Raw genomic sequence first — 24,800 nt, 5'->3', positions numbered from 1 at the left:
TAATCCTGTCAGGGTGCGCGCCGATGCTGGAAGAGATCGACTGGAAACTGCTGGATCTGCTGCAGGCCGACGCGCGCCTGTCCAATCAGGAACTGGCCGAGCGGGTGGGGCTGTCGGCGAGCTCGTGCTGGCGTCGGGTCAAGGCGTTGGAGGAGGCCGGGATCATTCGTGCCTACCGGGCCGAGGTAGACGCGGCCAAGGCCGGTTTGGGCTTTCACGCCATCATCCACATTACCCTGACCCGGCATTCGGGCGCGGTGGTCGAACGCTTCACCCAAGAGGTGATGCGCCACGATGAGGTGCTGGATTGCTACGCCACAACGGGGGCGATGGACTACCACCTGCGCGTGCAGTGCCGCGATCTGCAGGCGTTCAACGACTTCATGGAGCGCAGCCTCTTCCGGCAAGAGGGCATCGCGCAGGTGCAGACCCATCTGGTGCTGCGTCCGGTCAAGGTGCAGCGCAGCTTGCCCCGACCCTGAGACAGCAAAACGGCGGGCCTGAGGCCCGCCGTTTGTTGATCGCTGCGATACGCCTGAGGCTTAGCAGGCCATCTGGTAGTGGTGGCCGCCGTGACCATGGTCGTCGTCATCGTCGTTGTGATCATTGCGGTCGTCGTCGCGGTCGTGACGGCCGTGGATGACCTTCAGGAACTTGCCGATGCCACCGCAGTCCTTGTCGTCGTCATCATCGTTATTGTCGTCGTCGTCACTGTTGTCACCGTCGTCGCCCGCGTCATCGCTGTCGTTTTCCGCACGCGGGTCTTTGTCGGTGTAGTTGCCGTCGCCGTCCTTGTAGAGCACCTTGATGACCTTGCCATCGGCGTCCTCGACCACAACCTTGAGCACCTCATCGCACGAGTCCAGATCGTCGCCGCGGGCTGCGTATTCTTCTTCGGCGGCAGCGACATAGTCGTCCACATTGCTGGGATCTTCGAGATCGTCCGCGTAGACGCGGACGTAATCGTCGTAGTCGTCATCGTTGTCGTCGTTGTTCTCGATCACCAAGATGGCGGAATGGGCATTCGCCGGGATGGTGATGTCAACGCCGTCAGCAGCGCCGCCGCAATCGTCATCATTGTCGTCGTCGCAATCCTTGCCGCCGTGGTGGCCGCCATGGTTCCCGTGATGATCCTTGTCGTGGTCATCCTTGTCGCGGCCATGACCACGACCCCATCCGTGGTGATCGTCCTTGTCGTCGTGCCGTCCGAAATGACTTTTCATTACCACGTTGTTGATCACACCTTTGCAAGCGGACCCAAGATTGCCGAGCGTTCCACCGAATCTGAAAAACATGCTATCCCCTTTTGCGTCGAGACTGACCCGGATCGAAGGCGGGTTGTCGAACTCAATTATGACCAAATCTGCCTAAAACATGCCACAATCGCTGAAAGAAATCAAAGAAAAACAAAATGTTACCGTTTCAATAGCGTGCAAGGGTCGTTTCCTTATCGTGTTCAATAATGGCAGTTTCGTTGCCGGAATTGCGTTAGATTCTGGAAATGCGCGCGTGTTGTCGTGCTATCGGAAATAAAACTGAGGAATGAGGCGAGGAATGCAAAGACTTTGGGGGTTGGTGACCATTCAGGCAACGGTCGCCGCGGCAAGCCTGATTGTCGAAATTGTGGCGGGACGGATGCTGGCTCCCTATGTGGGGATGTCGCTTTATACGTGGACCTCGGTGATTGCCGTGGTGCTGGCCGGCTTTTCGGTGGGGCATTGGGCGGGCGGGCGCATGGCGGAATGGTCGCCCGAGGCTGCGCTCAAGGGGAACGGCTGGGCGATGCTGGGCGCGGCGGCCAGCACGGCGGCGGCGGTGTTCATCCTGCGCGGTGTCGCCGGGACGGTGATCCCCGCGCTGCAAAGCCCGGTGGCATCCATCGTGGTGCTGACTTCGCTGGTGTTCTTCCTGCCGTCCTTCTTTGCCGGTATCCCCGCACCCATTCTGTCGATGATCGCCGTGCTGCGTCATCCCGAGCGCAAGGGCCGGGCCCTGGGCGCGATGTTCGCGGCCGGGGCATGGGGCGCGATCCTGGGCACGCTGGCGGCGGGGTTCGTGTTCATCTCGTGGCTGGGCTCGGTGGGCACGCTGGCCGTGGTGGCGGCGGTTTATGCGGTGCTGGGGCTGATGTCGCTGGCCTCGGCCAGCGGGCTGCGCGGGATCGTGGCGGGCGCGGCGGCTGCGCTGGTGCCGTTCGGGCTGGTGCTGGGCGGGTTATCTCTGCCGAACCCCTGCACGGTCGAGAGTGACTATTTCTGCATCCGCGTGATTGACGAGGGCACCACGCAGGCGCCGGTTCGGCTGATGGTGCTGGACCATCTGGTGCATGGCGCGGCGGACGGGCTGGACCCCACCGCGATGCTGACGCCGCATGGCGTGATGCTGGAGGGCCTGCCGCGCCTGCGGATGGAAGGCCGCGAGGGCTGGTCGGCGTTCCTGATCGGCGGCGGCACCTATACCGTGCCGCGCGCGTGGCATGCGCGGGGCACACCGGTGGCGGTGACGGTGGCCGAGGTGGACCCGGCCGTGACCCGTGCCGCCATCGACTATTTCTGGTACGACCCGGGCGAGGACCGGATCATCCATGCCGACGCGCGCCGCACGCTGGCGTGGGAGCCTGCGGCCTATGACGTGATCATCGGCGACGCTTTCGGCGACATCGCCGTGCCGCAACACCTGATCACGCGGGAATTCTTCGCGCTGGTCGATGCGCGCCTGAACCCCGGCGGCGTCTACCTGATGAACGTCATCGACCACATGGACCGGTTGGACGTGCTGGCCTCGATCGTCACCACCGCGCGTGCGGTCTGGCCCTCGGTCGAGGTCTGGGCCGATCCCGCGCATGACGCATCCGAGAACCGCCGGGTGTTCGTGCTGGTCGCCGGGGACGCGCCGTCACCACGCTCGCAGATCGGCGGGCCGGACGGGGCGGCGGTGCGGATCGCCGCCAGCTCTCTGCAGGCGATCCTCGATGGGCGCACGCCCGTCACCTTCACCGACGATTTCGCGCCCATCGACCGGCTGCTCAGCGACCGGGGCGAGGGGTGACGCAGCAAAACGGGGCGCATCGCTGCGCCCCGTCCTATTTCCTTGTCACTGTCGCTTACTGCGACTGGCTTTGCAGATAGGCGATCATCGCCTGACGATCAGCCTCGTCGCGCAGCCCCCGGAACGACATCCGCGTGCCGCGCATGTAACCGCGCGGATCGGCAAGGAAGGCGTCCAGCGTCTCGGGCGTCCAGATCAGCCCCTCTTCGCCGGCCTGAGTCATCGGGTTGGAATAGCGGAAGCCTTCAACCCCACCGGCATGGCGACCCAGCACATCCGTCAGCAACGGACCCGTGCCATTGCGCGCGCCCTCGCCGATCTGGTGACAGCTGCGGCACTGACGCCACAGACCTTCACCGGCAGCGACCAATTCGGGGTCGAGCGCGGGCATTGCAGGCTCGGCTGCGGCTTCCTGTACCGGCGCCTCAGCCGGGGCGGCACCCTCGCCACCCTCAGGCGCACCGGCACCGTCCATGACGCCGCTGGGCCGATCCGGTGCGAAGACCGTCACCGCGCCCTCGGGCGTCGATTGTAGATCGGTGGCGCGGCGGGTGATGTGCACCGGCGCGGTGCAGTCGCTCATGCAGACGTCGTGCACGAAAATCGGGAACTCGGTTTCAACCCGGTCATCGACATAGAAGCCGTCGGCGTTGGGCATCACGACGTCGGCGAAATTCTCGTTCGACAGGGTGAAGTCATCCTCAACGATGGCGTTCGAGTACAGGATATAGGCGACGATGGCGTAGGTGTCGTCGGCCGACAGGATCTGCGCATTGCCAAAGGGCATCGAGCGGTGGACGTAGTCGAACACCGTCGACAGATACGGCCAGTAGCTGCCCACTGTCTTGACCGGGCGGCGGTTGGTCAGCGTGTCTTCGCCGCCTGCGATCACCGGATAGGCCCCGGCACCCTCGCCAAAGTCACCATGGCAGCTGGCGCAGTTTTCGACCCACAGGTCTTCACCGGTGAACACGTCGCCCGAGCCGACGGGCAGGCCGGTGCCGTCAGGCTCGACCGCGACATCCCAGGCGGCAATCTCCTCAGGCAGCGCCGCGCGGCCCAGACCAAGCGTCTGCGCCAGCGCCGGAGCGGCGATGAGACCGGCCAACGCGGTGGACGCGAGGATCTTAAGAACTGACTTCGACATTTTCCACCGCTCCATTCTCGTAGACGGCCCAGGTCTGGATACCGTTATTGTGGTAGACCGAATTCAGGCCCCGGATTTCGCGCAGCGCGTCCTTGGTCGGCTGAACATAGCCGTGCTCATCCACCGCGCGCGATTGCAGCAGCATCGGCGATCCGTCCCAGTCGATTTCCAGATAAAAGCGCGACAGGGCATAGCGCCCGCCCTGCGTGCCCAGACGCGCGGGCTGCCAGTTGACGCCGCCGTCCAGCGACACGTCCACGCGGTCAATCATGCCACGGCCCGACCACGCCAGCCCGGTGATCACCAAGGGGCCAGAGCCGTGGGTGATCGGCTTTTGCGGCGAGGGCGAGGTGATGACAGATTTCGTGTCCATCTCCCACGTCCATTTGCGCGCGCGCCCGTCAGGCATCAGGTCGGTGTATTTCGAGGTCTCCTCGCGCGCCTCGACCGCCGAGTGGTTCACGCCGATCCGGCGCACCCACTTGACCCACATGTTGCCTTCCCAGCCCGGCACCACCAGCCGCACCGGATAGCCGTGCTCCTTGCGCAGCGCCTCGCCATTGGCGCTGAAGGCGACCAGCACGTCATCCATCGCTTTTTCCAAGGGGATCGAGCGCCCGTTCGACGAGGCATCGGCCCCCTCGACAAACACCCAACGGCCCTCAGCCTGGACCCCGGCCTCTTCCAGCAGCAAGCGCAGTGGGATGCCGGAATATTCCATGTTGTGGATCATGCCATGGGTGAACTGCGCGCCATTGAGCTGCGCACCGGCCCATTCCATGCCTGAGTTGGCCGCGCATTCGCAGAAATACACGTGGTTTTCGCGCGGGAAGCGTTGGAGGTCTTCCCAGGTGAACACCAGCGGGCGGTCGACCAGCCCGGTGATCATCAGGCGGTAATCGTCTTTCGACAGCTCGATCGCGCCGGAATGGTGGCGCTCGAACGCGCAGCCCTGCGGGGTGATGGTGCCATCCAGCGCGTGAATCGGCGTGAAGTTGATCGAGCTGATCGGATCGGCGGTCAGCCACGACACCGTGCGGCGCACCACGTCATCCTCAAAGCGGATCGGCATGCCGTAGGGCGTGGCATCGACGCCTTCGCCGGTCATCGACGCCCAGTCCTGCACTTGCGTGATCAGCGGGTCGGCTTGTTGCGCGCTGGCAGCGCCGCCCAAAGCGGCCCCCCGGCAGCAAGGCTGGCGGTGCGCAGAAAGCCACGGCGGCTGACGCCGGCGGGCTTGTGCGTGTCGTCATCAGACAGATCGGTCATGATGCGTGCTCCCTCAATAGTCTCAAATGCCGGACACGATGACCGAGCCGTTCGGCTCGGCGCTCACGCGGCCCAGTTTGCGAATGTGTTCCTCGACGACATCCCAGATCATCGGCCCCTCGGTGCCCTCGTTGACCGAGGCCCAGCCGCCGACCGTATAGGTCTGCGCGGGGTCCAGCGCCTCGCCGGTGCGCAACAGCGTCAATCCGGTGATGCGCTCGCCGATGGGTTTGGTGATGTCGATGGCATAGCCAAGGCCGCCCAGACGCACCATGTCGCCGCCCTGCTGATAGTAGGGGTCGGTGTTGAACAGGTTGTCGGCGACATCCTCGAGAATGGCGTGGATCGTCTCGCCGGTCATTTCCGAGCGGTAGACCTGACCATAGGTCATCGTGGTGACGGCGTGGATATCCTCGCGGGTGATCGCGTCGCCGGGCATCAGGCTGGCCCCCCAGCGCACGCCGGGCGACAGGGCGATTTCAGTGTCCCGCTCGGACATCACGGCGTCGCAGATCAGGTTGTCCCACGTGCCCGCAAAGTTGCCCCGGCGGTAAAGCAGGCTGTCGGTGTGGCCGATCACCTCTTCCATCTGCGCGGCATAGGGCGCGCGCTCGGCGTCGATGACGGCGGCCATCTCGGCGTCCGGCGTGATGACGTCCGCAAAGATCGGGATCAGCTTGTGACGGAAACCCATCAGCTGACCGTCACGCACATCCAGATCCAGACGGGTGACGAACTTGCCATGGCTGCCCGAGGCGATCAGCAGCGTGGTGCCGACCAGCACAGGCTCGGGCAGGGCGTCATGGGTATGGCCGGTCAGGATCACGTCGATGCCCTGCACGCGGCTGGCCATCTTGCGGTCCACATCAAAGCCGTTGTGCGACAGTACGACCACCAGATCGGCCCCTTGGGCTTTCACCTCGTTGACCATCTCCTGCATGCGCTCGTCGCGGATGCCGAAGCTGAACTCGGGGAACATCCAGCCGGGGTTGGCGATGGGCGTATAGGGGAAGGCCTGACCGATCACCGCGACCTTGGCGCCGCCCCGCTCGAACCAGGTGTAGGAGGGGAAATCTTCGGACGGCTCGTTCCACTCGGCGTCAAAGATGTTCTGGCCAAGGAAGGGGAAATTCAACTGATCGACCAGTTCCAGCACCCGGTCGGTGCCCAGCGTCCATTCCCAGTGCGAGGTCATCGCCTCGACGCCCAGCGCGTTCATCACGTTGACCATGTCCTGACCGCGCGACAGATACGACGACATCGAACCGTGCCACGTATCGCCGCCGTCCAGAAGGATCGCCTCGGGCCGTTCGGCGCGGATCGCCTTGATCACGGTCGCCACACGGTCCATGCCGCCCATCTTGCCGTAAGCCTGACCCAGCGCGACAAAATCGGGATAGGTCAGCGCATAGGCATCGGCTGAGCCGGGCGTCAGGTTGAACATGTCGATGAACTCACGCCCTACGACGTGAGGAGGCACGCCGCGGACATCACCGACGCCAAAGTTGAATTCGGGCTCGCGGAACCAGATCGGCTTGAGCTGGGCGTGAATATCGGTGACGTGGATCAGCGACACGTTGCCGAAGCTCTCAAAGCGCAGCAGATCGTCTTGCGTCAGCACCTGTTGTGCCGCCAGCCTGGACCAGTTGCCAAAGCCGGACACACCGTAAAGGGCAGATGCAGCCACCGAAGCCTGCAGGAATTCGCGCCGGGAAATCATGATCAGTCTCCTTGGAGCCGAAACTCGGTCAGTTGAAGCGGGCACGACGGGGAGGCGTTACATGCCAATCTTCAAAGGAATGAATGTTGTTCGGACAAAAAATTTCGGCACAGCACCGAATGATCCGAACGGAGTAGGGGAAGGGGGCACGGACGACCGTGCCCCCAAAACGCTTACGGACGAACCGAGACGCCTTCGACGTCCAGACCCATGCCGCGCGAGGCGACATAGAGTTCCAGCGCGCGGAACTCTTCCGACCCTTCGGCGAAGGTTTCGGCGCGCGTGTCGCGGATACAGCCGCGGAAGCGGTTGTGGATCGACACGATGCCGGCATTCTTCAACCGGTAGGTCGGGAAGCCGCTGATCTGGCCCTGGCTGAGGTGGTCGGCGCGGATCATCATGCCCGTGCTTTCCTCATGGCAGCTGGAGCACGACAGCTCCAACTGGCCATAGCGCGTGTAGTACATATCGCGGCCCTGCTCCCAATAGGGGGCGGCGGGACCGTCGATCTGCACCGCCACCGGCATGCCGCGCGACTGCATCGACAGGAACGCGGTCATCGAGGTCATCTCGCCACCGCTCCAACGCCATTCTTCGGCGCCCATGCGTTCGGTGCGACAGTTGTTGACGTAGTTCTCCATCGACCACAGCTCACCGTCAGCGTTGACGTGTGGCATCCGGGCACGAACGCCGGCCATGCTTTCCTCGGCATCGCCGTGGCAATCCTGGCACGACTGGCCAGCGGTGCCCTCTGCGGTTTCCCACAGTTCGGCGCCCTGATCGACGGCCAGCATCGCCGGGTTCTCGAAGTCGTCGGCCTGCATGTCGCGGGTGGCAGGATCGCGGAACAGCCAGCCCGAATACCGCTCGGACAGGTTCGGAACGATGTCGTCCGCCGGGGCCCGGGTCACGATGTGCAATTCGCCATCGATCATCAGGTCAGCCGACAGATCAGGGTCGGCCAAGGCCGCGCCGGACCACAGCGCCGCGACGCAGGCCGAGGCCAGCGCCAGCGTTTTCGCAGGCTTCAGGTGCTGCATAGTGTCTCCTCCCAGACTTCTGTTGCGCCGTATGCTCAGCTGACTTCGAACGTTTCAGTGGCGGTATAAACTTCGCCATTGTCGTCGTACCAGGTGAAGACGAATTCGCCGGATTCGGGCACGACGGCCTCGAATTCCATATACGGGTTTGCCGAAATGGCGGGTTCAAGGGCGGCGTCCAGAACCATCACACCGTTGAATTCACAGGTGAAACGGTTGATGATCTGGCGCGGAATCGTCTCGCCGGCCGAATTGCGGCGCTGGCCTGATTCCATGTCGTGGTTGATCAGCGTCTTGACGACGATCGACTCGCCGGCCGAGGCGCTGCGGGGAAGGCGGATGCGGGGTCTGACTTCGGTCATGATGAAACTCCTGAAACTGGATGGAACGGCGAAACCCTGACGGGATCAGCCGCCACAGCCGCCGATGGTGACTTTCACTTCGACCGCGGTCGAGGCAAAGCTGCCGTCTTCCATCTTGGCAATCGCCAGCACATCCTGGGTCCGGCCCAGACGCATGCGGGTGGCGATCATCGGTGCGCCAGAACCGGGGCCAAAGGTGAACTTGCCCACGTTGGGCGTCGGGTTGCCGGTGGCGATCAGCATGATCTCGACCGCGCCGGGGGCTTCGATCGTGATCGGCACGGTGTTGCCGTTCTCAGCGATCTCGGGCGCGGTGATGGTCACACCGCCCTCGGCAATGGCAGCGCCGCCGGTATAGGCAGCAATCGCGTCGTCAACCGGGGTCGCGGCGGCGGCTACGGGCAGCATTGCCACGGCCGAGGCGCCCAGACCGATCGCGAGGGTGTCGCGTCTTGTCAGCATGGGGAAGCTCCTTATCAAGGGGACGGGGCGGACCGGATCAGTCGGTCAGCGTCATGAGATAGGCGATGGTGTCTTCGATCTGCACTGCGCTCAGCAGCGGACCGAAGGTGGCGGGGTCAGCGGCGCGCCCGGTATAGGCGTCACCCGGCCGGGTAAAGCCATCGACGCGGTAGAAAGACGGCATGCGCGTGTCGGGGAACATGTGCTTGGCATCCACCAGAATGCCGCGCAGCTCCGCTTCAGTCCAGCGGCTGCCGACACCGTCCAGCGACGGGCCGACATTGCCCTGAAACGCGGCGTCGGGCAGGGCCGAGATCCCGTGGCAGGCCACACAATTGCCCGCCGAACGGCTCGACACAACCGAGACACCTGCGTCGACGCTGCCCGGCATGCCGGTCAGCGAGGTCGGGATCATCACGTCGTCAACCCAGGTGATGTCGCCGGGCGCGACTTCGGCGATGGCGGTGCCAGCCAGCGCGATTCCGGCGGCGATAAGGCCGGTCACAGCTTTCAGCTTCATGGATGTCCTCCCTGACATTCAGCAGATGGGTTTGCGCTCTCCCAAACGCATCACAAAGGCATGATAGTCGATGCGGGGCCGGGTGAGCAATAGAAAATTCATTTATTTGCATATAGCTTGCGACCGCACGGGTCCCCGTTTCCTGGGGCTGTGAGCTTGTCGTCGCAAACCTTCGTAAAACAATGGCTTTTGCCACGTCCGAGGTCAAGGTCAACCTTCATTCAGCATCCGGGCGACGTAGTGCTGGAAATGCTCGTCGCCCTCATACCCACGCTCAAGAACCCAGCGCAGCATCAGCCCGGTCGTGCCGCGTTCGAACGCGCCCGGCATCATCATCACCGCATTCTGCGCCGCCGTGCCCGACTCGGGCACCTCTTCGGGCATGAACAGCATGGTCGGCGTGAACACCACGCCCCAGCGGCGCATCATGTCGCGTTCGCCCAGTTCCTCGCCGTCGAAATCGGTGACGGGAATATCGCCGAACAGGTTCATCTGCACGACCATGTAATCCTCACGCAGGGTGCGCGCGATGGCGTCATCGGTAAAGACATGCTCGTGCATCCGGGTGCAATAGATGCAGCCGCGCTGCTCGACCATGATCAGCAGCCGCTTGCCATTGGCGCGCGCTTCGTCAAGGTCGTCGCGCATGTCGCGGAAGGTTTCGACGATCCAGTCGGGCTTGTGCAGCCCGTCCTCGCCCAAAGGCGGCACCGCTTCGTCAGCGCGAGCGGGGCGGATCAGGGCAGGGGCGGCCAGCGTCAGGGCAAGGCCGGTCAGCAGCGTACGGCGGGTGGCAATCATCGGAACCTCCAGATCTCAACCGATCGTGGCCAGCCAGGGCATGGTCTCGATCATCCATTGGGCAATATAGTTCAGCGTATTGGTCGCGATCAGGACCGCAAAGACGATCAGCATCGCGCCCATGACTTTCTCGACGTATTGCAGCTTGTGGCGGTGCCGGGCGACCCAGTTCAGGAACGGCCGGGCAAAGAGCGCGGCGATCACGAAGGGCAGGGTCATCGCCAGCCCGTAGACCGCCAGCAGCGCCGTGCCGCGCGTCAGATCGCCCATGCCCGATGCGATCATCAGGATCGCCGCCAGCGCCGGGCCGACGCAGGGCGTCCAGCCAAAGCCAAAGGCCAGACCCATCACATAGCTGCCGAGGACCGATTTGGGTGACCCGGCGTTTTCGATCCGCGCCTGGCGGTAGAGCAAGGAGATCTTGATGACCCCCAGAAAATGCAGGCCGAACACCAGCAGGACGGCGGCCGCGATCCAGCGCAGCGTGTCCTGCCACTGGATGAACGCTTGCCCCAGCGCCGTGGCCCCAAGGCCCAGCAACATGAAGATCGTGGTCACGCCAAACGAGAACGCGATGGACGACAGCACCAGCCGCCGCTGTGCACCCGGTGCAAGCCCGTGATCCGAGCGCAGTTCGGCCATCGACAGACCGGCCATGTAGCACAGGTAAAACGGCACCATCGGCAGGATGCACGGCGACAGGAACGACAGGATGCCCGCCAACGCGGCCCCGCCGAACGTGATATCCAGCATAGATGACGCCCTCCCTGGCGTACCCGTCAAACCGACCCGAAGGCGGGTCTTGTTTGCGGGGATCGAAAACATTACAATCTTCATATGTATCTCAGTTGTCGTCAATCAGGTTTTCGTACCCTTGGGGTTGAATCCTGCGTAAGCTGACGACAGATCGGGCCTGACAGGCCGCAAGGGAAAACGACGATGGCACTTGGATTTCGCACGGCGGTTTTTGGCGGCATTGGCGCGCTGGCCCTGTCACTGCTGTCGATCAGCGCGGCTTCGGCGCAAGAGCTGCGCCTGCTGATGATCGAGCAGGTCGGCTGCTACATCTGCGCCGCCTTCAACCGCGATGTCGCCCCGGCCTATGAGGCGTCGCCCGAAGCGCAGTTCGCGCCCCTGATCCGCGCCGATCTGCGCGGTCCACTGCCTGAGGGGGTCACCCTGACCTCGCGTCCCTTCGTGACGCCCACTTTCATCCTGCTCGATGCCTCAGGGACCGAGGTTGACCGGCTGATCGGCTTTCCCGGGCAGGATTTCTTCTGGCCGTATCTCAATCAGATGATCGACAACGCGCTGGCAGACACCACCGGCTAAGCGCGCAGGACGTGGTGTCACACCCTTGAAGCAAAACCCGCACGGGTGCTCGATTCGGTCAGCGCCGCGTGGTAGGGTTCTGTGAAAGAAGCAGGGGCTGTTTCGTCGGAGCGCGAAGCAGGGTGGAGAGCGCATGGCGCCAGACGGGCAAAACGCCGACCGGTCAGTCGATCCGAACCCGGAGCGGCGGGCAGTGACGCGCGCGCCGGTGATGCGCGACCGCAGCTGCGATGCATCGTCAATCCCGCCCGAAGCGCTGGCAATCGAGGCCCGCGCCGCTGCCGATTTCCTCAAGGCTCTGGGCCATGATGGCCGCCTGATGATGCTCTATCATCTGTGCGAGCGTGACCACACGGTGACCGAACTTGAGCAGCTGATCATGTCGCGGCAGGCTGCGGTCAGCCAGCAGCTTGCCCGGCTGCGGCATGAAAAGCTGGTCACCACGCGGCGTGACGGTAACCAGATCATCTATTCGCTGGCCGATAACCGCGTGCGCGAGATGGTCGAAATGATCCACCGGCTGTTTCGCCGCTAAGGTGAAAGCGTGATCTGAATCAAGGTCCATATTCGATTTCTCGCATATTGCCCTGTGCAATAGGCTGAGGAGGGCTGTCGATGGACTGGCTGCTGGATCTGTTCACCGTATTCGTGGAAGCCATGGGCGAGCCCGTCGCCGGAGCGTTGCTCGGTCTTCTGACCGGCACGATCTTTGGCGTCGCCGCGCAACGCTCGTCCTTTTGCCTGCGCGCCGCGACGGTGGAATTCGCGCGCGGGATCATCGGCGGCAGGGTGGCGGTGTGGTTGCTGACCTTCTCGACCGCCGTGGTCTGGGTGCAACTGGCGCAACGGCTTGGCCTGTTCGATGCCAGCGACGCGCGGATGATGTCGGTGGCGGGCTCGTGGTCCGGCGCGATCATCGGCGGGCTGATGTTCGGTGTCGGCATGGTCATGGCGCGCGGCTGTTCGGGGCGGCTCTTGGTGCTGGCGGCGACGGGCAACCTGCGCAGCGTGGTGTCCGGGCTGATCTTTGCGGTGGTCGCGCAGATGAGCCTGCACGGCTGGCTGGCCCCACTGCGCAACGGGCTGGCGGCGCTGTGGGTCACGCCGAACGGGCGCAACCTGAACCTGCTGACGATGGTGGGATTGCCGGAGGTCACCGGGCTGCTGCTTGGGCTGGGACTGGCGGCGGTGGCGCTGATCGTGGCGCTGCGCGCGCAGATTGGCGCGCGGGTGCTGGTCTTTGCCTCGGGCGTCGGATTTGCCGTGGCGGTGGGCTGGGTGAGCACATGGACGCTGGCGCAAACGGCGTGGGAGCCGGTCAATGTGACCTCGGCCACCTTTACCGGACCCTCGGCCAACACGTTGATGTTCTTTCTCGACTCCGCGCCTGTGCTCAATTTCGACATCGGTCTGGTGCCCGGCGTGTTCCTTGGGGCGTTTCTGGCGTCGCTCTTTGCCAGAGAGTTCCGGTTTCAGGGGTTCGAGGGCGAACGCAGCATGCGCCGCTCGATGGCGGGCGCTGTCCTGATGGGGTTCGGCGGGATGCTGGCCGGGGGCTGCGCGATTGGCGCGGGCGTCACGGGCGGCTCGATCTTTGCGGCAACAGCGTGGCTGGCGCTGCTGTGCATGTGGGTGGGCGCGATGCTGACCGACCTGTTGGTCGATCAGCGCAGGGCCCCGCTACTCGCCTGAACCTCAGGCGGGAACGAAGCGATAACCGCTGTCGGCACGCTCGACCCGGCCCAGACCACCGGGCAAATGGAACCCGGCGATCAGCATCTGCGCGTGCGCCAGTTGATCCAGCAGCAGCACCCGCGTTGCCGCCGCCGCCGGCGCATCCTGATCCGAGCCCGACTCCCATTCCGGCCGCTCGAACGCCAGATGATGGTTACCCAGCGAGATCGCCGACGACCATCAGGCTGTCCGATCCGTCGCGCAGTTCGAACGCCATGTGACCCGGCGTGTGGCCATAGGTGGCGCGGGCGGCGATGCCCGGCAGGATCTCTTGCCCGTCCTCGAAGAAGGTCACCAGATCCGCCACCGTCGCCAAGCGCCGCTGCGCGCCCACAGCAAAGGTCTGGCGTCCGGAATCGATGGTCGAGACGGTATTGTCATCCATCCAGTAGTCAAACTCGCCCCGGCCCATCAGGATCTGCGCGTTGGGCAGGTAGGGCTCATCAAAATCATCCAGCAGACCCCAGATGTGATCGGGGTGACCGTGGGTGATGACCAGATGCGTGATCTCGTCCGGCGAGATCCCGGCAGCGTCGAGCGTATCGGGCAACATCCCGGCGCTCGGCTGGAAATCAGGGCCAGCGCCGATATCGAACAGGATAACCCGGTCTTCATGGCGCAGCAGCGTCACATTGCAGGGCGGGGTCAGCGGGCCGTCGCCAAGGCCATAGCGCGCAAGGATCGCGTCCGCGTCGGGCTGCGGCATGGTGCCCAGCGTGAAATCGCGCGGCAGGGACAGGTTGCCGTCGGACAACATCTCGACCCGCATCGCACCGAATTCGGCCGTAGTCTGCGCGCGGGCGCGGCGTGTCAGCAGGCCGCCCGCGGTCAAAGCGGTTGCGCCAAGGGTGAAGGCTCGTCTGGTGATGGTCATGATGGCTCCCATGGTCTGTCGCCCGCCGAGCGGCGGGTCTGTGTGGCAGGCCCGAGCGGTGGGAGAACACGCCGTGACCTTCCCCATATTTAGGCGGTCTTGCGAAGAAAGCAAAGACCCCACCGCCGCGACGCTTTGATCGCCGGCCAATCCGCGCTTGCAATTTGCAGGGCAAAACCGGAGTCTGGGCCGAGTTTACCCACCGCCTGAATTTTCAGCAAACCAGAGGCAAAGATGGATGGCATTTCCTATGGTGTGATGGCCGCGCTGGTTGGCCTGATCGCGGGCGTTGTGCTGGGGCTGTCGGCCCGGTTGGGCAATTTCTGCACGCTTGGGGCGCTGGAATCTGCCGCGTATGGCGGTGACCAGCGGCGGTTGCGGCTGTGGGGTATTGTGCTGGCGGTGGCGATTGTTGGCACCTTTGTTGGCGTCGCGCTGGGGCAGATCACCCTGAGCGAGACGTTTTACCATCAGATCGTCTGGAACCCGCTGGCCTCGGTCGCGGGCGGGTTGATCTTTGGCTATGGCATGGCGTTGGCCGGGAACTGCGGCTTTGGCGCGCTGGTGCGGTTTGGCGGCGGTGATCTGCGCTCGCTGGTGGTGGTCGTGGTGATGGGCGTTTTTGGCTTCATCACGCTGTCCGGCCCGTTGGCACCCCTGCGCGTGGCGCTTTTCGCGCAGGAACCAGCCCGCGAGCCGCAAGGCATCTCGGCCACGCTAGAGGCGCTGATCGGTCTGCCACCGCTGGTTACCGCGCTGATCATCGCGGCTGGGTTTCTGGTCTGGGCGCTGGCCTATGGGCCGCTGCGCCGCGCACCGGGAGAGATCGCGTGGGGCGTCGTGGCGGGGCTGGCGGTGGTGTTTGCGCTCTGGGGCACCAGTTGGGTCAACCATGAAAGCTTCGGCGAGATCGGGGTTGAGGGGCTGTCCTTTACCGCGCCCGTCGGCCGGACCATCGTGTTTCTGATGACCTCGACCGCCGGGGGCATCAACTTTTCTGTCGGTTCGGTGCTGGGCGTCATGGCCGGTGCCTTGGCCGGATCGCTCTGGCGCGGGATGTTCCGCTGGGAAGCCTGCGAAGACCCGCGCGAACTGGGCCGTCAGGTCGGCGGCGCGGCCCTGATGGGCATCGGCGGGGTGATCGCCATGGGCTGCTCGGTCGGGCAGGGCGTCAGCGCCTTTTCGACGCTGGCGTGGTCCGCCCCGGTAACGCTGGCCGCCATCGCGGTGGGCGCACTGGTGGGGCTGCGCCGGTTGATCGGTGTGGCAGCGGAATAAGTCAGCCGTCGCAGGCGCAACCGCGCGGCTGGTGGCAGCGATATGACCGGCTGATGCAGGAATTTCCGCAGGCGTAACCGGTGCGGCAGACCCGGCAGCATGACGCCGGTTGCACGACGGCCTCTGAGCCATGGGTAACCAGATAGCCCCACAGATTTGCCGTCGATGGCGTTTCGGCAGCCACGGCGCTGCCGCCCAAGGCAACAACGACCGCCACAGCGGTGATCAGCGATTTCATGGTACTTCCCCCGGGCCCCACAACCCTTGCGAAAGCTTGGGCCGTGGGCACACCGGAGGCAAGGTTAATCGTCTCAGCCGTTCAGGAAGGCGTTGACCTCAGACAGCGTCGGTGCCATCGCGTCGCGGATCAGGCTGCCGCTGCGCAGGTCGGTCAGGATGCCTTCGACCTTGTCCTGAATGAACCCTTCGGTGTCGTTCCACAGCAGCGGTTTTTCAGCATCCGGCGCGCCCAGAGCCGCCGTGCGCGCGGCGGCATAAACCGCCCGGTTGCGCGTCGACAGCATGTCCGAGGCGTCAAAGCCTGGCCGCACGGTATTGGCGCGCAGCTCGACCGCTTGCACGGCGAAGACCAAGGCGGCGGCAAGGAAATGCTCGCAGGCATCGACCGAGTCCCGCGCCAGATTGGCGGCGTTCATCGCCTGAGAGTTGATGTTCTGGTTGAACTGCTCGGCATGGCTTGGATACAGATCCACCATCGAGCGGCCATAGAACTGCACCAGGGGTGCAACCGAATTGCAGGTCAGCTGCAGCGATTTCAGGCCCATGTTCAGTCCGTGCGCGGTGTTGCCGACCAAGGACGCCGGCAGGCCGTTGTTGAACTCGGGCGTGACCAGCATGGCGATCTGCACATCCAGATGCTTGAGCAACATCGCCAGTTGCGCGCGCAGCGTGTCCATCGCCACGCCGGTGTATTGCGCCAGGAAGTTGCCGGTGTGATAGACCTCGCCCGTCTCGGGATCGACCAGCGGGTTGTCGTTGGCGCTGTTGGCCTCGACCGTGATCTGCTGCGCGGCGACTGCCATCATGTCGACGATGGGGCCGGTGTATTGCGGCAGGCAGCGCAGGGAATAGCGGTCCTGGATCAGCTTGCCGCTGCGGTGACCGCGTTCGCCTGCGGCTTCCGAGCGGATCAGCGACGAGCCCTCGAGCAGGTCGCGGAACAGCTTGCCGATGAACACCTGACCCGCGTGCGGCTTGATCGCCTGAATGGTGGCGTGGAAGGACTGGTTGGTGGCCAAGAGCGCCTCGGCCAGCAGCGCCTGCACGTTCAGCCCCAGCGCCAGAACGGTCGTGGCGCGGCCCATCGCATTGGCCGCCACCCCGGTCGAGGCGGTGGTGCCGTTGTTCATCGCCAGCCCTTCCTTGGGCCGCAGGGTCAGCGGCTCCAGCCCCAGCCGCTTCAGCGCGGTGACGCAATCGAGCACCTCATCGCCCCAATCGACCAGAAACGCCGGGTCCAGCCCGATCACCGACGCGCCGATATAGCTGAGCGGCACCAGATCGCCCGACGCCCCGATCGAGCCGCGCTGGAAGGCGTGCGGCGTGACACCGGCATTCAGGAAGGTGACATAGCGCTCGATCAGTTCCAGCCGGACGCCAGAATAGCCCTTCATCAGGCTGTTGATGCGCAACAGCATCGCGGCGCGCACATCCTCGGCGGGCAGGCGCGGGCCGGTGGCGGTCTTGTGATGCCACAGCGCGATATGCTGCAGCTCGACCATGCGCTCGACCGGGACATACTGGTCGGCCATGCCGCCATAGAGCGTGGTCACGCCGTAAACTTGTTCGCCCTTGTTGACGGCGGCTTCGATCCGGCCCTGTGACGCCTCGATCCGGCCCAGCACGGCGGCGTCTGTCGACAGCGCAATCTTCGCCCCCTTCGAGACGGCGACAATCTCGTCCAGCCCCAGCCCTTCGCCACTCACGATAATCATGCGGTTCCTCCCTCGCGTTTCCTTGCGGGCAGGCTAGCAGGCGGGCAGGGGTCGTCCATGGGCATTTTCCATGGAAACGATTTAATCTGCGGGCCCTTGCCGCGCGCATGTCGCGGATCGGAAAAGGGCGCACCTTGCGGTGCGCCCATCGGAAACTTTCCGGATTTCTGCGGCTCAGGGAATGATGCGCTGATAGCGCACGCCCGCCAGCGAGGCCCCGGCGATCAGCCCGGCCTGACCGAAGACAACCGCGATCACCGGCGAGAACATCGTCGTGGTCTGCACCCCGGCCGAGCCGCCCTGTTCGGGCGTGGCATAGCGCAGATCGGCTGAGGCGGCCCAGCCTTCACCAGCGCGGAAATCGCTGAGCGCTTGCGGCGTCATGAAGAACAGCACATGCGCATACTGCTGCGCGCCGATTTGCAGACCGGCGCTGACACGGGTGGCCGAGTAGTAATCGACCGTTGCATCGTTGATGCGCAGCGCACCCTGACCGAAGGATCCGCCCAGGAAGAACCCGGCCTCGGTCACCAGTGGCATGTAAAGCATGCCCTGCGCGTTCGCGAACAGTTCGTTCAGTTCGGGATGGTTCTGGCGCAGGAAGTCGCGCGTCGCATCAACGCGCGAGTCCAGCCGTTCGGCGTTGAAATTGCCAACCGGGTTGCCGCAGGCTGCCAAGAGCGAGGTGGCAGCGCCACCGACCAAAAGGCCCCGCCGCGAAATGCTGTGCGAAACGGGGCGCGTAAGGCGCGAAATCTGGGTCATGCTCATCCTCATATACGCGGTCCAGAGTCTTGTGCTCCGGTCACCGAAAAAGCCTGTGTTTGTTGAGTATAGGACAGCGACAGGCCGTTGTCACGCCCGCAGCCGCCGGTTGCGCGAAAGCTTGCCCTTGCGGTCATCAACCCCGCAACGCCTTGGCGGCGGCCGGGGCGAAATAGGTCAGAACCCCGTCGCAGCCGGCGCGTTTGAAGGCCAGAAGGCTTTCCAGCATCACCGCCTCGCCCAGCCAGCCCCGCTCGATTGCGCCCGCCAGCATCGCGTATTCGCCGCTGACCTGATAGGCGAAGGTTGGCACGCCGAATTCGTCCTTCACCGCGCGGCAGATGTCGAGATAGGGCATGCCCGGCTTGACCATGACCATATCCGCGCCCTCATCGAGATCGCGCGCAACGCAGCGCAGGGCCTCAAGCCGGTTGGCCGGGTTCACCTGATAGGTCTTCTTGTCGCCGACCAGACGACCCGAGGCTCCGACCGCATCGCGGAACGGGCCATAGAAGCCGCTGGCGAATTTCGCCGCGTAAGACAGGATCGCAACCTTCTGATATCCGGCACTTTCCACCGCGTGCCGGATCGCGCCGATGCGACCATCCATCATGTCCGACGGCCCCAGAATATCCGCCCCGGCCTCGCATTGTGCCAGCGCCATCTTGACCAGCGCCGCGACCGTCTCGTCGTTGACGATCTCTTGGCCCACGACAAACCCGTCATGGCCGTTGGCATTATACGGGTCGAGCGCGATATCCGTCATCACCGCCATGTCCGGCAGTTCGGCCTTGAGCAACCGGATCGCGCGGTTGGTCAGGTTCTCGGGGTTCCAGGCCTCGGCGCAATCCTCGGTGCGCAGGGATTGGTCTGTATAGGGAAACAGGCAGATCGCGCCCACGCCCGCGGCATGCGCCTCAGCCGCCTTGCGCAGCATCACGTCCAGTGACAACCGGCTGACACCGGGCATTGACGGGATCGGTTCCTCAACGCCGCGACCCTCACGGATAAACACCGGCCAGATCAGATCAGCGGCGGTGACGGCGGTTTCGGCGACCAGATCGCGCAGTGCAGAGGTACGGCGCAGGCGGCGCAAACGGGCGGCAGGAAAGGCGGCGGGGGTGTGGACGGGCATCGGCAATCTCCCAGATCTGGAGGCTTAGGTGCCATGCACTGCGGGCAAGCTCAAGGGCATGTGGCTTTTCGACGCTTGGCCCCGGCGCGAAACCCCAGTAGTCAGGGACGTCAAACAGGGGGCGCGCGGGTGAATCTGTCGGACTCGCTAATTTCTACGATCGATCTGGGGTCTTTTTCCAACCTCTGGTTCTGGATCATCCTTGCCGTCGCGTGGTCGAACGCGACCCATTTTGTCATGGGTGTGCCCTTTGATCTGGTCGTGCGCGCCAAGCGCAAGGGCGGTCAGGACATGGAAGATCTGAACACGCTGGCGATGATTCAGGCGCGGCGGCGGATGGCGATCCTGCGCAGCTCTGGGCCATGGCTGCTGGCGTTCTGGATCTCGATCATCACGTTTCTGGCCTCGCTCGGGTTCTATTATGGCTTCCAACTGGCGCAGGCGCTGGTTCTGTTGCTGGGTCCGTTGACGCTGGCTGCGTGGATGGGCTTGCGGCTGGCCGCCAAGCTGGAAACCGGCACCCTGAGCGATCTGCCCCTGGTCAAGAAAATCACCTGGTACCGCGTCGGGGTGCAGTCAATTGGCCTGCTGACCATTCTGGTCACCACGATGTGGGGCATGTGGCAAAACCTGTCGGTCCGGGTTCTGGGTGGCTGAGCACATGGCGGCAGAACGCATCTTGCTGGGCGGCGCGCCCGAAGGCTTTGACGCCGAACTGCTGCGCCGCGAGATCGCCAAGCGCGGCGCGCCGGTGATCCATGTCGCGCGCGATGACAAGCGGCTTGAGGCCATGCGCAATGCGCTGGCGTTCTTTGCGCCCGATCTGGCGGTTCTGACGCTGCCGGCATGGGATTGTCTGCCCTATGACCGCGTCTCGCCCAACCCCGATATTCTGGCGCGCCGCATGGCCACGCTGGCCGCGCTGGCGCAGGGCGTGCCGGGGCCGTTCGTCCTGCTGACCACGCTGAGCGCGGCGATGCAAAAGCTGCCCGCCCGCAGCACGATTGCCGGGTCCAGCTTTGTCGCCGATGTCGGGCGGCAGGTGAACGAGGAGGGGCTGCGCAGCTACCTGACCCGCATGGGCTATTCGCCCAGCCCGACAGTGACCGAGCCCGGCGATTTCGCCATTCGCGGCGGCATTATCGACATCTTCCCGCCCGGCGATACCGAGCCGGTGCGGCTGGATCTTTTCGGCGATGTGCTCGACGGGTTGCGCCGTTTCGATCCCGGCACCCAGCGCACCACCGGCAAACTGACCCGGCTGGAACTGGCCCCCGCGTCCGAAGTGATCCTCGACGACGCCGCGATCACCCGGTTCCGCCAGAGCTATCGCATCGAGTTCGGCGCGGCGGGCACTGATGATCCGCTCTATGAGGCGGTCAGCGCGGGGCGCAAGCATCAGGGGATGGAGCACTGGCTGGGGTTCTTCCAGCCCGATCTGGAAACCGTCTTCGACTATCTGCCCGGTGCGTCGGTGATGCTGGACGACCAGACCGACGCCGCCCGTGCCGCGCGCTGGGAAACCATCGCCGACCAATACGACAACCGGCGCGAGGCGCTGGCGGTCAAGGCGCGGGTCGATACGGTCTATAAACCCGCCGCACCGCAGCTCTTGTATCTGGATGACGCGGCGTGGGATGCGGCGCTGGCCCGCCTGCGGGTGGTCCAGCTCTCGCCCTTGCCGCAGCCGCCCGGACCGGGGGTGCTGGACGCCCAAGGTCGCGCCGGGCGCAGTTTCTCGCTGGAGCGCCAGCAGGAAAATGTAAACATCTTCAAATCACTGCGCGATCATGTTCAGACGGAACGTGAACAACGCAGCGTCGTCATCGCCTCGTGGTCCGAGGGCGCGCGCGAGCGGCTAGAGGGGCTTCTGGCCGAGCACGGCCTGACCGACGCCAAACCTGCCGCCGACGCCCGCGCGCTCAAGGGCAAGGGCACTGTCGCGCTGGTGGTCTGGCCGCTCGAGGCAGGGTTCGTCACCCCCGATCTGACGGTGATCTCGGAACAGGACGTGCTGGGCGAGCGACTGGTGCGCACCCAGCGCAAGCGCAAGGCCGAGAATTTCCTGTCCGAGGCGCAAAGCCTCTCGCCCGGCGATCTGGTGGTCCATGTCGATCACGGCGTCGGGCGCTACACGGGGCTGGAAACCATTACCGCGATGGGCGCGCCGCATGAATGTCTGGCGCTGGAATACGCCGGCGGTGACCGGCTGTTCCTGCCGGTGGAAAACATCGAACTTCTCAGCCGTTACGGGCATGAGGAAGGCTTGCTCGACAAGCTGGGCGGCGGGGCGTGGCAGGCCAAGAAGTCCAAGCTCAAGGCCCGCATCCGCGAGATGGCCGACAAGCTGATCCGCATCGCCGCCGAGCGCGAGCTGCGCAAGGCCCCGGTGCTGAACCCGCCCGAGGGGTTGTGGGACGCCTTCGCCGCGCGCTTCCCCTATGCCGAGACAGACGATCAGCTGCGCGCGATCGAGGACATCATCGACGATTTCGACCGCGGCCGCCCGATGGACCGGCTGGTCGTTGGCGACGTGGGTTTCGGCAAGACCGAAGTGGCGATGCGCGCTGCCTTCATCGCCGCGATGTCCGGCCTTCAGGTCGCCGTGGTCTGCCCGACCACGCTGCTGGCGCGCCAGCACTACCACAGCTTTGCCGAGCGGTTTCGGGGTTTCCCCTTGATCGTCAAACAGTTGTCGCGCTTTGTTCCAGCCAAGGAAGCCACCGCCACCCGCGCCGGGATCACCGATGGCACGGTCGATATTGTCGTCGGCACCCATGCGCTGCTGGCCAAATCGATCAAGTTCCGCAATCTGGGTCTGATGGTCATCGACGAAGAGCAACACTTCGGCGTGGGGCATAAGGAGCGTCTGAAAGAGATGCGCTCGGACGTCCACGTCCTGACCCTGACCGCCACGCCGATCCCGCGCACGCTGCAGTTGTCGCTGACCGGGGTGCGCGATCTGTCGCTGATCTCGACCCCGCCGATCGACCGTCTGGCGATCCGCACCTATGTGTCGGAATTCGACACCGTGACCATCCGCGAGGCCCTGCTGCGCGAGCGGTTCCGGGGCGGGCAGTCGTTCTTTGTCGTGCCGCGCGTCGCGGATCTGCCTGATATTGAAGCCTTCTTGCGCGATCAGGTGCCCGAGGTTTCCGTGCTGGTCGCCCATGGCCAGATGGCGGCGGGTGAGCTGGACGAGCGCATGAACGCCTTCTACGACGGCAAGCACGACGTGTTGCTGGCCACCACGATTGTCGAATCCGGTCTGGATATCCCGCGCGCCAATACGATGATCGTGCACCGCGCCGATATGTTCGGCCTGTCGCAGCTCTACCAGATCCGGGGCCGCGTCGGGCGCTCGAAAACCCGCGCCTATTGCTACCTGACCACCAAACCGCGCATGCCGCTGACCCCGCAAGCACAGCGACGGCTCAAGGTCTTGGGGTCCATTGACAGCCTCGGCGCCGGGTTCAACATCGCCAGTCAGGACATGGACCTGCGCGGCGCGGGCAATATCTTGGGTGAGGAACAATCGGGCCATATCAACGAGGTAGGCTACGAACTTTACCAATCCATGCTCGAAGACACCATCGCCAAGCTGCGCTCGGGCGAACTGGCCGACCTGACCGATGGCCAATGGGCGCCGCAAATCAACCTCGGCGTGCCGGTGCTCATCCCCGAGGCCTATGTCACCGATCTGGACGTCCGTCTCGGCCTTTACCGCCGCCTCGCCACGCTGGAGCGCAAGGTCGAGTTCGAAGGCTTCGCCGCCGAACTCATCGACCGCTTCGGCCCGTTGCCCAAAGAGGTCAACACGCTCTTGGTCGTTGTGCGCATCAAGGCGATGTGCAAGAAGGCTCATATCGCCCGGCTCGACGCCGGACCCAAGGGTGCGACTGTTCAGTTTCACCAGGATAAATTCCCCAACCCCAAAGGCTTGGTCGAGTTTCTTCACACGCAGGGCCCCGGCGCAAAGATCCGCGACAACAAGCTTGTGCTGCCGCGCGACTGGTCGAACGAGAAAGAAAAACTGCGCGGCGCGTTCTCTGTCGCCCGCGATCTGGCCGAAAAGGCCACGATCTGAGCTCTTGCGCCAACGGCGCGCTCACCCCACACTCGCCCGCGCCGTCACCCTGTCCGACACTCGGCGCTGACGGGTTGCAGGCACCAAGAGGGGCAAGGCCCCTCTGCCAACCGTACCACAAGGAGCCATCATGGCCCGCAACGGAACTCCCATCCTCGCCGTCCTCGTCGACGCCGACAATTCGTCCCCCAAATGGGCCGAAGCCATTTTCGAAGAGATCGCCAGCCTTGGCGAGGCCTCGGTCCGCCGCATCTACGGCGATTTTTCGCGCCAGCAGATGTCGGGCTGGCAAGAGCGTCTGCCGGGCCTCGCGTTGGTCCCGCACCACCAGCCGGCCAATACCGTCGGCAAGAACTCCTCGGATATCGCGCTGGTCATCGACGCGATGGACCTGCTGCATTCGGGTCGCTTTGACGGTTTTGTGCTGGTCTCCTCGGACAGTGATTTCACCCGTCTGGCCAGCCGCATCCGCGAGCAGGGTCTCGACGTCTATGGCATCGGCCAGCAAAAAACGCCCGAGGCGTTCCGCAAGGCCTGCAAGCGGTTCATCTTTGTCGAAAACCTGATCCGCGAGCCCGAGCCGCGTGAAGCCCCGCGCGCTGCGACCAACGCAACTGCCGCCGTGCCTATGATCAATGCCGCCATGCAAGCGCTTGATCCTGAAGGTGAATGGTTCCAGCTGGGTCTGATCGGCCAGACCATTCAGGCTACGCATCCCGATTTCGACAGCCGGTCATTCGGCTGCTCCAAACTCTCGGATCTGGTCGAGAAAGCTGGCCGCTATGAGTTGCGCCGCAACGGCGCGCAGGTCGAGGTGCGTCGCCGCGACTAACGCTCGGGCGGGATGGCGTAGGTCATGCTTGACCGCGCCAGCACGGCCTCGGCGCCATCGTTGGTGATCAGCACATCGCCCACCGCCAGCACCTTGCCCAGCTTGTGCAGCCGGGCGCGCCCGATCAGGTCGCGCCCCGCTTCCGGCTTGCGCATGAAGTCGATCGAGGCATTGGTCGTCACCGCCAGCGCCACCGGCCCGATCATTGCCAGCAGCACGGCATACATCGCCAGATCGGCCAGCGCGAACATGCTCGGGCCGCTGACCGTACCGCCGGGCCGCAGATGCGCGTCACCGACCAGCAGCCGCACATCGGCCTCCATCGAGGCGACACGCTCAACGCGGAAATCGGCCGCGACCTGCGGAAATATCTCGGCCATCAAGCTGTTGAGCGACGCGGCGTCCATCACTGGTGTCATGCTTTCCTCCCGGTTCGGCA

24 protein-coding genes and 1 pseudogene are annotated in these 24,800 nt (G+C 64.4%); 9 read left to right on the top strand and 16 right to left on the bottom strand.

The genetic code is table 11. The features are described from left to right. Positions 1–23: 23 nt before the first annotated feature. On the top strand, positions 24–482 hold the full coding sequence (locus OKW52_RS14285; RefSeq protein WP_127108633.1) for an Lrp/AsnC family transcriptional regulator: 459 nt from the start codon (positions 24–26) through the stop codon (positions 480–482). Between the two features lie 60 nt (positions 483–542). On the opposite strand, the gene OKW52_RS14280 is transcribed toward OKW52_RS14285, so the two are convergent. After that, positions 543–1,223, bottom strand: a complete 681-nt coding sequence (locus OKW52_RS14280; protein ID WP_264506312.1) for a hypothetical protein — start codon at positions 1,221–1,223, stop codon at positions 543–545. Between the two features lie 331 nt (positions 1,224–1,554). Between OKW52_RS14280 and OKW52_RS14275 the strand changes: the two genes are divergently transcribed. Then, the gene (locus tag OKW52_RS14275; protein WP_264506311.1) at positions 1,555–3,048 is read left to right on the top strand and encodes a fused MFS/spermidine synthase; all 1,494 of its coding nucleotides are present in this window, start codon (positions 1,555–1,557) and stop codon (positions 3,046–3,048) included. A 55-nt stretch (positions 3,049–3,103) separates the two neighbouring features. Here the strand turns inward: OKW52_RS14275 and OKW52_RS14270 are convergent, their stop codons facing one another. The 9 genes and pseudogenes from OKW52_RS14270 to OKW52_RS14230 all read right to left on the bottom strand — a co-directional run bounded on the left by OKW52_RS14270 (position 3,104) and on the right by OKW52_RS14230 (position 11,122). Continuing rightward, positions 3,104–4,195, bottom strand: coding sequence for a c-type cytochrome (locus tag OKW52_RS14270; RefSeq protein ID WP_264506310.1), 1,092 nt, complete (start codon positions 4,193–4,195; stop codon positions 3,104–3,106). Next, positions 4,176–5,464, bottom strand: a pseudogene (gene soxC, locus OKW52_RS14265) (sulfite dehydrogenase). The gene OKW52_RS14270 and the pseudogene soxC overlap by 20 nt, the downstream one beginning before the upstream one ends. A 22-nt stretch (positions 5,465–5,486) precedes the next feature. After that, the gene (gene soxB / locus OKW52_RS14260) at positions 5,487–7,184 is read right to left on the bottom strand and encodes a thiosulfohydrolase SoxB (protein ID WP_264506309.1); all 1,698 of its coding nucleotides are present in this window, start codon (positions 7,182–7,184) and stop codon (positions 5,487–5,489) included. Positions 7,185–7,357: 173 nt separating this feature from the next. After that, on the bottom strand, positions 7,358–8,224 hold the full coding sequence (gene soxA, locus OKW52_RS14255) for a sulfur oxidation c-type cytochrome SoxA (protein ID WP_264506308.1): 867 nt from the start codon (positions 8,222–8,224) through the stop codon (positions 7,358–7,360). Between the two features lie 35 nt (positions 8,225–8,259). Beyond that, positions 8,260–8,589, bottom strand: a complete 330-nt coding sequence (soxZ, locus tag OKW52_RS14250; RefSeq protein ID WP_264507710.1) for a thiosulfate oxidation carrier complex protein SoxZ — start codon at positions 8,587–8,589, stop codon at positions 8,260–8,262. A gap of 42 nt (positions 8,590–8,631) precedes the next feature. Continuing rightward, positions 8,632–9,048 (bottom strand): thiosulfate oxidation carrier protein SoxY, encoded by a 417-nt coding sequence (gene soxY / locus OKW52_RS14245; RefSeq protein WP_264506307.1) that lies wholly within the window; start codon positions 9,046–9,048, stop codon positions 8,632–8,634. Between the two features lie 37 nt (positions 9,049–9,085). Continuing rightward, positions 9,086–9,568 carry a sulfur oxidation c-type cytochrome SoxX gene (gene soxX, locus OKW52_RS14240; protein ID WP_264506306.1) on the bottom strand — a complete coding sequence of 161 codons (483 nt, stop codon included), beginning with the start codon at positions 9,566–9,568 and terminating at the stop codon, positions 9,086–9,088. Positions 9,569–9,778: 210 nt separating this feature from the next. Then, the gene (locus OKW52_RS14235; RefSeq protein ID WP_264506305.1) at positions 9,779–10,369 is read right to left on the bottom strand and encodes a thioredoxin family protein; all 591 of its coding nucleotides are present in this window, start codon (positions 10,367–10,369) and stop codon (positions 9,779–9,781) included. Between the two features lie 15 nt (positions 10,370–10,384). Next, on the bottom strand, positions 10,385–11,122 hold the full coding sequence (locus OKW52_RS14230; protein ID WP_264506304.1) for a cytochrome c biogenesis CcdA family protein: 738 nt from the start codon (positions 11,120–11,122) through the stop codon (positions 10,385–10,387). A 186-nt stretch (positions 11,123–11,308) separates the two neighbouring features. Between OKW52_RS14230 and OKW52_RS14225 the strand changes: the two genes are divergently transcribed. From OKW52_RS14225 to OKW52_RS14215, 3 genes are all read left to right on the top strand, one after another. Then, a complete protein-coding gene (locus tag OKW52_RS14225) occupies positions 11,309–11,701 on the top strand; it encodes a thioredoxin domain-containing protein (RefSeq protein WP_264506303.1) in 393 nt (130 codons plus the stop codon). 133 nt (positions 11,702–11,834) lie between these two features. Beyond that, the gene (locus OKW52_RS14220) at positions 11,835–12,236 is read left to right on the top strand and encodes an ArsR/SmtB family transcription factor (RefSeq protein WP_319800474.1); all 402 of its coding nucleotides are present in this window, start codon (positions 11,835–11,837) and stop codon (positions 12,234–12,236) included. Between the two features lie 80 nt (positions 12,237–12,316). Further along, a complete protein-coding gene (locus OKW52_RS14215; RefSeq protein ID WP_406622263.1) occupies positions 12,317–13,393 on the top strand; it encodes a YeeE/YedE family protein in 1,077 nt (358 codons plus the stop codon). Between the two features lie 196 nt (positions 13,394–13,589). Here OKW52_RS14215 and OKW52_RS14210 read toward each other — a convergent pair whose 3' ends face one another. Next, positions 13,590–14,309, bottom strand: a complete 720-nt coding sequence (locus tag OKW52_RS14210) for an MBL fold metallo-hydrolase (RefSeq protein WP_319800473.1) — start codon at positions 14,307–14,309, stop codon at positions 13,590–13,592. 234 nt (positions 14,310–14,543) lie between these two features. Here OKW52_RS14210 and OKW52_RS14205 point away from each other — a divergent pair, with 234 nt between their 5' ends. Next, positions 14,544–15,587 (top strand): YeeE/YedE family protein, encoded by a 1,044-nt coding sequence (locus OKW52_RS14205; protein ID WP_264506302.1) that lies wholly within the window; start codon positions 14,544–14,546, stop codon positions 15,585–15,587. Between the two features lies 1 nt (position 15,588). Here OKW52_RS14205 and OKW52_RS14200 read toward each other — a convergent pair whose 3' ends face one another. The 4 genes from OKW52_RS14200 to hemB form a co-directional block, all read right to left on the bottom strand. Then, the gene (locus tag OKW52_RS14200; RefSeq protein WP_264506301.1) at positions 15,589–15,825 is read right to left on the bottom strand and encodes a hypothetical protein; all 237 of its coding nucleotides are present in this window, start codon (positions 15,823–15,825) and stop codon (positions 15,589–15,591) included. A gap of 73 nt (positions 15,826–15,898) precedes the next feature. Continuing rightward, positions 15,899–17,542, bottom strand: coding sequence for an HAL/PAL/TAL family ammonia-lyase (locus tag OKW52_RS14195; protein WP_264506300.1), 1,644 nt, complete (start codon positions 17,540–17,542; stop codon positions 15,899–15,901). A 174-nt stretch (positions 17,543–17,716) separates the two neighbouring features. Then, a complete protein-coding gene (locus OKW52_RS14190; protein ID WP_127108598.1) occupies positions 17,717–18,307 on the bottom strand; it encodes a lipid-binding SYLF domain-containing protein in 591 nt (196 codons plus the stop codon). A gap of 136 nt (positions 18,308–18,443) precedes the next feature. Next, positions 18,444–19,442: a porphobilinogen synthase gene (gene hemB, locus OKW52_RS14185; protein WP_264506299.1), complete on the bottom strand. Its 999-nt coding sequence runs from the start codon at positions 19,440–19,442 to the stop codon at positions 18,444–18,446. Positions 19,443–19,571: 129 nt separating this feature from the next. On the opposite strand from hemB, the gene OKW52_RS14180 reads away from it, so the two are divergent. The 3 genes from OKW52_RS14180 (at position 19,572) to OKW52_RS14170 (ending at position 24,361) form a co-directional block, all read left to right on the top strand. Beyond that, a complete protein-coding gene (locus OKW52_RS14180; RefSeq protein ID WP_127108594.1) occupies positions 19,572–20,099 on the top strand; it encodes a component of SufBCD complex in 528 nt (175 codons plus the stop codon). Positions 20,100–20,103: 4 nt separating this feature from the next. Continuing rightward, positions 20,104–23,529: a transcription-repair coupling factor gene (gene mfd / locus OKW52_RS14175; RefSeq protein WP_264506298.1), complete on the top strand. Its 3,426-nt coding sequence runs from the start codon at positions 20,104–20,106 to the stop codon at positions 23,527–23,529. 130 nt (positions 23,530–23,659) lie between these two features. After that, positions 23,660–24,361 carry an NYN domain-containing protein gene (locus tag OKW52_RS14170; RefSeq protein ID WP_264506297.1) on the top strand — a complete coding sequence of 234 codons (702 nt, stop codon included), beginning with the start codon at positions 23,660–23,662 and terminating at the stop codon, positions 24,359–24,361. Here the strand turns inward: OKW52_RS14170 and OKW52_RS14165 are convergent. After that, complete coding sequence (locus tag OKW52_RS14165) at positions 24,358–24,780, bottom strand: PaaI family thioesterase (RefSeq protein ID WP_264506296.1); 423 nt, start codon at positions 24,778–24,780, stop codon at positions 24,358–24,360. The two genes, OKW52_RS14170 and OKW52_RS14165, sit on opposite strands and share 4 nt — an antisense overlap. Between the last annotated feature and the right edge of the window lie 20 nt (positions 24,781–24,800).

It is taken from the genome of Pararhodobacter zhoushanensis (assembly GCF_025949695.1).
GTDB classification, from domain to species: Bacteria; Pseudomonadota; Alphaproteobacteria; order Rhodobacterales; family Rhodobacteraceae; genus Pararhodobacter; species Pararhodobacter zhoushanensis_A.
Note: the sequence above shows the minus strand (reverse complement) of the source record. Positions and strands in the feature narration are given on the sequence as shown.